General features: G+C 60.2%; 5 protein-coding genes and 2 pseudogenes. 1 reads left to right on the top strand and 6 read right to left on the bottom strand.

Features of this window, described 5'->3' with window-relative positions; translation table 11 throughout:
• Positions 1-235: 235 nt before the first annotated feature.
• The 4 genes and pseudogenes from ACNA0J_RS29530 to ACNA0J_RS29515 all read right to left on the bottom strand — a co-directional run.
• Positions 236-1387 (bottom strand): annotated as a pseudogene (locus ACNA0J_RS29530) (MFS transporter); the annotation flags it as partial.
• Between the two features lies 1 nt (position 1388).
• Positions 1389-1576: pseudogene (locus tag ACNA0J_RS29525) on the bottom strand (MFS transporter); the annotation flags it as partial.
• Entirely contained in the window at positions 1573-1980 is a 408-nt protein-coding gene (locus ACNA0J_RS29520; RefSeq protein ID WP_094820258.1) for a heme-binding protein, read from the bottom strand. The gene ACNA0J_RS29520 and the pseudogene ACNA0J_RS29525, both read right to left, overlap by 4 nt.
• Positions 1977-3866, bottom strand: coding sequence for a propionate--CoA ligase (locus ACNA0J_RS29515; RefSeq protein ID WP_415822579.1), 1890 nt, complete (start codon positions 3864-3866; stop codon positions 1977-1979). Before ACNA0J_RS29515 ends, ACNA0J_RS29520 begins: the two co-directional genes overlap by 4 nt.
• Positions 3867-4122: 256 nt before the next feature.
• Between ACNA0J_RS29515 and ACNA0J_RS29510 the strand changes: the two genes are divergently transcribed.
• Positions 4123-4767 carry a C40 family peptidase gene (locus tag ACNA0J_RS29510; RefSeq protein WP_415822577.1) on the top strand — a complete coding sequence of 215 codons (645 nt, stop codon included), beginning with the start codon at positions 4123-4125 and terminating at the stop codon, positions 4765-4767.
• A 54-nt stretch (positions 4768-4821) separates the two neighbouring features.
• On the opposite strand, the gene ACNA0J_RS29505 is transcribed toward ACNA0J_RS29510, so the two are convergent.
• A complete protein-coding gene (locus tag ACNA0J_RS29505) occupies positions 4822-5133 on the bottom strand; it encodes a DUF2325 domain-containing protein (protein ID WP_415808594.1) in 312 nt (103 codons plus the stop codon).
• Positions 5134-5380: 247 nt separating this feature from the next.
• Positions 5381-6325, bottom strand: coding sequence for a CysB family HTH-type transcriptional regulator (locus ACNA0J_RS29500; protein ID WP_415822576.1), 945 nt, complete (start codon positions 6323-6325; stop codon positions 5381-5383).
• Positions 6326-6582 lie beyond the last annotated feature (257 nt).

Below are 6582 nucleotides of genomic sequence, written 5' to 3'. Positions count from 1 at the left end.
CGCTGGCGCGGGCTAAATCGCCGCTCTACGGGCCGGTGNGGCTATTGCCCGGCAGCCTCTGGCTCGCGATTTCTGCTGTTCGCGGATGCTTTGCGGGAGCGTCATCGACCGATCCTTTGGCCGGCGATGCTCATCTCTTGACGCGGTGGCATCAGGTTCGCAAAACAGGGTTGTAGACGCGGTGCGGAATTAATTTAGGTGACGGGAAGGCACACTGATCGTGCGGGGGCGCGATCTACGCGGGTTCTTGGGCTCGGCGTGCCAGGCCGCGGCGTACGTCGACGCGGGTCAGCAGCAACAGGCCGCCGACAAAGAAGATGCCCGTGATCAGGATGGCCAGGCGATGATTGCCCATCGTCAACCAAGTGACCAGGCCATATGTCAGCGGTCCGACGACGGCGGCCAGTTGTACGGCGAATGTCCAGAGGGCGAAAAATTCGGCCAGGCGTTTGCCGGGCGCCAGGGCGCCCACCATGGCTCGGCCGGCGCTCTGGCTTGTGCCCATGCATAGGCCGGCCAGGATGGCGGCGACCCAGAATACGGCCACGGTCACTGCAGCATAGGCAACCAATACCATGATGATCCAGCCAACGAGAGTGATGGCCAATGCTCGTTTGTGGCCAATACGGTCCTGGACGTAGCCAAAGCTGAATGCGCCGACGGCAGCGCCGATGTTGACGGTGAACACCAGCAGCATGATCTGCGGCATGGTAAAGCCCATGACCTGATCGGCATAGACGGCAGCCAGGGTGACGACGACGGCGATGCCGGCCTGATAGCAGGCACCGCACATCAGCAATCGACGAAATTCAGGATAGTGGGTGCCGGTATCGCGCCACACGGCGGCCAGTTGGCTCAGCATCCCGGACGCATTGAGCGCCATGCCCTGCGGCCTGGCTCGCTCACGCAATAGGAAAAACGAGGGCAAGGCTGCCAGGGCAAAGACGGCAGCAGTGATGACGATGACCCACGGCACGTACTCGGGCGCGGTCAATCCGCGCGATTCGCCTACGGTGACCGCAGCCAGGGACAAGCCCAGCGTGAGCATGCCGCCGCAATAGCCAAAGCTCCAGCCCCATCCCGATACGCGGCCGAGCGCATCGGGTCGCGCCAGCTCGGGCAAGAAGGCCGCCACGACGGATTCGCCGATGCAATAGCAGTAGTTGGACACGGCCAGCGCTGCGAGCGCCAGCCACACATCGCCCGGCCCGGCCTGGGTCAGCACCAGTGTGGCGACAACGCAGCCGATGGTGCTGGTATAGAGCAATCGCCGCTTGGCGGCCCGTGCATCGGCACGGGCCCCCAGCCGCGGCATGGTCAACATGATCAACAGATACGACAGCGACAACGCTGCCGTCCAGGCCAGCGTGGCCCAATGGGCACGCTGNCCCACCACGCTGACGAAATACGTGCTGAACACCGTGGTCAATATCACGGTGGTATAGCCCGAATTGGCGAAGTCATACATCGCCCAGGCCCAGACCTCTCGACGAGCCACGCCGGGATTCAATGCGCTCGAGACGTTGCCCGGCGTGCTCTCAGTTGGGCCAGCCTGTGGCGGTAAAGGCTGTGTCACAGACCTAGCGCGGCGATACCTGCGCGAGCGATTTCGACGTCCTCGGAGGATTTCACCCCGGACACGCCCACCGCACCCACGACTTCGCCGTCGACGATCACGGGCACACCGCCCTCCAACAGGCCTTCGAGTTGCGGAACCGACAGAAAGGCATAGCGGCCATTGTTGATGATGTCCTCGTAGCCGGCGGACTCGCGGCGGCCCAACGCAGCGGTTTTGCCCTTGGCCGGCGAAATGTAGCTGGAAATCGGCGCGGCCCCATCCAGACGCAGCAGACCCAATGTATGCCCCCCGTCATCCACCACGGAGATGGTCACCGCCCAGCCGTTCTTGACGGCATGCGCTTCGGCAGCCGCCAGGATTTTCTTGACGTCTTCGGCGGTCAATACGGGTTTGCTTTTCATTGCAACGAATCCTTTATTTGTTCAAGAGAGGTAGGGTCTTCGATCGTGGTGAGATCGCCCGGGTCCCGGCCCTCGCATACCGCGACGATCGCACGGCGCAGGACTTTGCCTGAGCGCGTTTTCGGCAAGGCGGACACGAACCGGATACGGGCCGGACGCGCCACCGCGCCCAGCTGATCTTCCACTACACGCATGATATCGCCTTCCAGCGCGCGTGCATCGTCAGGCCGTTCGGCTGCCGCGGGATTTTTCAATACGGCGAAGGCCATCGCCACCTGGCCTTTCAAGGAATCTGCTACGCCGACAACTGCGCATTCGGCAATTCCCGCGTGACTGTTGACGGACTCTTCGATTTCGCGTGTGCCCAGACGATGGCCCGCCACGTTGATCACGTCATCGGTACGGCCCAGAATGAACCAATAACCCTCATCATCGACCCGCCCCCAATCGAAGGTCGAATACAACTGCCGGCCGGGAATCGATGTGAAGTAGGTCTGTACGAACCGTTCATCATCGCCCCAGATCGTCGACATCGCGCCGGGCGGCAGGGGCGCTGCAATCGCAACCACGCCTTTTTCGCCCGGGCCGAGATCCTCGCCGGTATGCTCGCTGACAATGCGGGCATCAAAGCCATACACGGGAAACGATGGGCTGCCGAAACGCGTCGGCACCCGTTCAACGCCGGGCTGCGCCGACAGAATGGGCCACCCCGATTCCGTTTGCCAATAATTGTCGATGATAGGCTTGCCTAGCCCCTGCGAAATCCATTGTGCCGTGGGCTCATCGAGCGGCTCGCCGGCCAGATAGACCGCACGCAGTGACGACAGATCGTGCCGCGAGAGCAGCTCGGGCGCCTGGCGCTTGAGCACGCGCACGGCAGTGGGAGCCGAAAACAAGGTATTGACGCCAAAGCGCTCGACCAGCTTCCACAATATCGCGCCATCGGGGCGTACCGGCGTGCCTTCGTACAGGACCGTCGCCTGCCCGCCGATCAATGGCCCGTACACAATATAGGAATGCCCGACGACCCAGCCTATGTCACTGGTGCAAAAGTAGGTGTCGCCCGGCTTGCCATCGAACAGATATTCCATGGATGACGCCAGCGCCACGGCATAGCCGCCCACATCGCGTTGCACGCCTTTGGGCTTGCCGGTCGTGCCGGAGGTGTACAGGATATAGCTGGGCTCGGAAGACTCCAGCCATTGCACCGGCACCTGGGTGCCGTCATGACGCTGGCGCAGCTCGGCATAATCCAGATCGCGGCCCGGCTGACGATCGCACGGCGCCAGGCCGCGATCCAGCACGATCACTGCGCCCGGCGGATGCTGGCAAAGGCTGAGTGCCTTGTCGAGCAAAGGCTTGTACGGCACGACCTTGCCTGCGCGCGAGCCTGCATCGGCCGAGACAATGACTTTCGGCGTCGCATCATCGATGCGCTGCGCCAGATTCACCGAGGCAAACCCGCCGAACACCACCGAATGCACCGCGCCCAGACGTGCACAGGCGAGCATCGTAAATACGGCCTCGGGCACCATCGGCATATAAAGCAGCACGCGGTCACCGCGGCCCACGCCCTGCTCGCGCAGCATGGCGGCCACGGCATTGACCTCGTCATACAGTTGCCCGCGCGTGTACGTGATTTCTTTATCGACCTCGGTGGACACCCAGATCAGTGCGGGCTGGTCCGCCTGTTGCGGCACCCAGCGGTCAACCGCGTTATAGCAAAGATTGGTCTGCCCGCCGACAAACCAGCGGGCAAAAGGCGGACGGGAAAAATCCAGCACTTGTTCGAAGGGCGTTTCCCAATGGATACGCTCGGCCTCGGCACGCCAGAAGGCATCGCGGTCGTCAATCGAACGGCGGTGAAAATCGCGGGTTCTTTGCATACCTGTCTCCGGTGATATGCGGACGCTGTGGTCTCGTTTGCGCTATTGTCGCGGGCAAAGCTTGCATCAGACTTGCCGCTGAACCTGGGGTATTCCCGTAGTTATCGAGCTGTTTTTGCGCAGATGTAGCGCAAATAAAAAATAAATAGGCTATTTGGTGTAAGCATTTACCCAATTTGCAACCAAGCATTTGCTAGAATCGCGGCATCCCACATTTTTACGGCGTCCCTCTGCGGGGCAGCCTACACCGGCACTCATGACGCGCGCGCCACACACGCAAAGCGACCGCTTTACTTATCGTATTCCGGGTTTACTGATTGCCGCCCTCTGCGTGGTGCTGGCGGGCTGCGCAAGCACCAATCGCCATAGTGCCGACGCTGGCATCCTGGACGAACAGGATATCGAACTCGCGTCATTGTCCAGCGACCCCATCGGGGCACTGGCCACTACCACCACCACTCGCCGTACGATCAGCGCCGAACGGCGGCAGGCCATTGCCAATCCATTGATCGACACAGCGCTCGATCAACTCGGCATACGCTATCGCTATGGTGGGTCGTCGCCTGACACGGGCTTTGATTGCAGTGGCCTGGTGGCCTACAGTGCCGAACAAGGTCTGGGACTGAAACTGCCTCGCAACGCATCGGCTATCGCATTGGTAGGCACGTCGATCGACAAGCCCGAGTTGCGCCCTGGTGATCTGGTGTTTTTCAATACCCTGGGGCGGCGCTATTCGCACGTCGGGATCTATCTGGGCGAGGATCGTTTTGTGCATTCGCCCAGCGCGGGCGGCGTGGTGCGCATCGAAAAAATCACCATGAAGTACTGGGCCAAACGCTATAACGGCGCCCGACGCCTGGATGGCAATCTGGTGGCTTCGGCCAGCAATACGCGGCGTTAAACGAAAACAGGCCCGATCAGCAACAGCTGGCGTCGGGCCCGAGTCGGCGCGCCATCAATGGAGACCGCACAGGCCGCACTGCTGCAGGGCCTGCTGCATGCTGCATACCGAACGGCGGCATGCCACCACCCGGATACCACCGCGCTGGGCCGCGTTCCGGAAGGTTTTCATTACGTTGTGGCCTAAAAAATCTGTCAGCAAAATGACCAGCTGAGTGCCCGAAGGCAGTTGCAGGGTTTTTTTCTGATGAGACGGATCGCGCCCACTGATGTGATGCGTGATCGATATGTTGTGCCCTTTCAGCAGGTCTGGAATATTGCCCAGCCTGTCGGCGCCTACTACCACTGCGCTAAGCGCTGATGTCATGATGTGTACTCCAGATCGTTGAGGAAGTGGAGTTAATGATAATGATTCCTATTTTTTAGTCAACACAAATGAGATCGGTTCTTATTTAATATATTTATCGGCTTTTGATCCGGCATAGCAAGGCTCTCAAATGCGATAGGAAATCACATAATTCGGTAATAAGCTAAGCCGGAAATGACAGGAAATGCGATAAAAAAACCCGGCATGAAGCCGGGCCGATATATCTGCAACGCAAGGAGATCCACGACTATTCGCGACTGCCCTGCACTGCGTCGGTAACGACCTGACGAGTCAATGCAGGCGCCATCATTTCCAGGAAGGTGTAGACGTAGTCACGCAGGAATACGCCTGCTTTGACGCCCACGCGCGTGGTGTGTGTGCCAAACAGGTGCCCCACCGGCAGACCAACCAGATTGCCGTCGCGGCGCGGATCGTAGGCCACACCGGCAATAATGCCTATGCCCAGGCCGACGTCGACGTAGGTCTTGATCACATCGGCATCAATGGCCTCGAGCACGATATCGGGATGGATGCTTTGGCTGGCGAACACCTCGTCGATCGTGCTGCGGCCGGTAAAGGCGCGGTCGTAGGTCACGATGGGATATTCGGCCAATTGCGCCAAGCTCAGGTTCTTTGCGGCGCTGGAGGTCAGTTCGGCCAGAGGATGATCTGGACGGACCACGACGGTGTGTTCCCAGGCGTAGACGGGCAAGGTCGCCAGGCCTGGTGTCAGCGCCAGTGATTCGGTCGCCAGCGCCAGGTCGGCCTGCTCGTGCAACACCATTTCGGCCAATTGGGCGGGGCTGCCTTCGGCCAATGACAAGTGCACTTTGGGGAATTGTTTGCGAAAGTCGGGGATCACGCGCGGCAATAGATAGCGTGCCTGGGTATGGGTGCATGCAATGACCAGGCCGCCCTCGTCGCGGCGGGCAAATTCGTCGCTGACTTTTTTCAGGTTGTCGACTTCGCGCATGATGCGATCGATGACTTGGGAGACTGCCAGGCCCGGCTTGGTCAGGCCTTTGATGCGCTTGCCGTGGCGTTCGAAGATCTTGATGCCTAGCTCGTCTTCGAACTCGATGATGGCCTTTGATACACCCGGTTGGGAGGTGTATAGCATCCGGGCGGCTTCGGTCAGGTTGAAGTCGCGGCGGATGGTCTCGCGGACGAAACGGAATTGTTGCAGGTTCATAATGGCCCCGGATAGATTGGGGCATTATAGGTTATATAGAAGGTTGTTTATATTACTTATATTTATAAACTTAGAGGGGGCTGTGTCCCTGAATTGGTGCAGGGGGTTTGGCTGTCATCAGGGGGCATACGACGGGGTTCTTAAGACGTTTGCCGCAGCCGGGCAGGAGGTGGTGGGCGGGCCTGGTCGGCTGACTCATCCCCTCAACGGGGACTCGGCCTACGTCCGTGAACCATCGGCGGGCCGGGGGCCAAACT

The sequence above is a fragment of the Bordetella tumbae genome (assembly GCF_965139195.1).
GTDB classification, from domain to species: Bacteria; Pseudomonadota; Gammaproteobacteria; order Burkholderiales; family Burkholderiaceae_B; genus Bordetella_A; species Bordetella_A tumbae.
The sequence above is the reverse complement of the archived record's forward strand: the minus strand, read 5'-3'. Positions and strand labels throughout refer to the sequence as shown.

Excerpts from the sequence above, each read along its gene's own strand:
- ACNA0J_RS29520 (WP_094820258.1), bottom strand. The coding sequence starts at position 1,980 with ATGAAAAGCAAACCCGTATTGACCGCCGAAGACGTCAAGAAAATCCTG.
- ACNA0J_RS29515 (WP_415822579.1), bottom strand. The coding sequence starts at position 3,866 with ATGCAAAGAACCCGCGATTTTCACCGCCGTTCGATTGACGACCGCGAT.
- ACNA0J_RS29510 (WP_415822577.1), top strand. The coding sequence starts at position 4,123 with ATGACGCGCGCGCCACACACGCAAAGCGACCGCTTTACTTATCGTATT.
- ACNA0J_RS29505 (WP_415808594.1), bottom strand. The coding sequence starts at position 5,133 with ATGACATCAGCGCTTAGCGCAGTGGTAGTAGGCGCCGACAGGCTGGGC.
- ACNA0J_RS29500 (WP_415822576.1), bottom strand. The coding sequence starts at position 6,325 with ATGAACCTGCAACAATTCCGTTTCGTCCGCGAGACCATCCGCCGCGAC.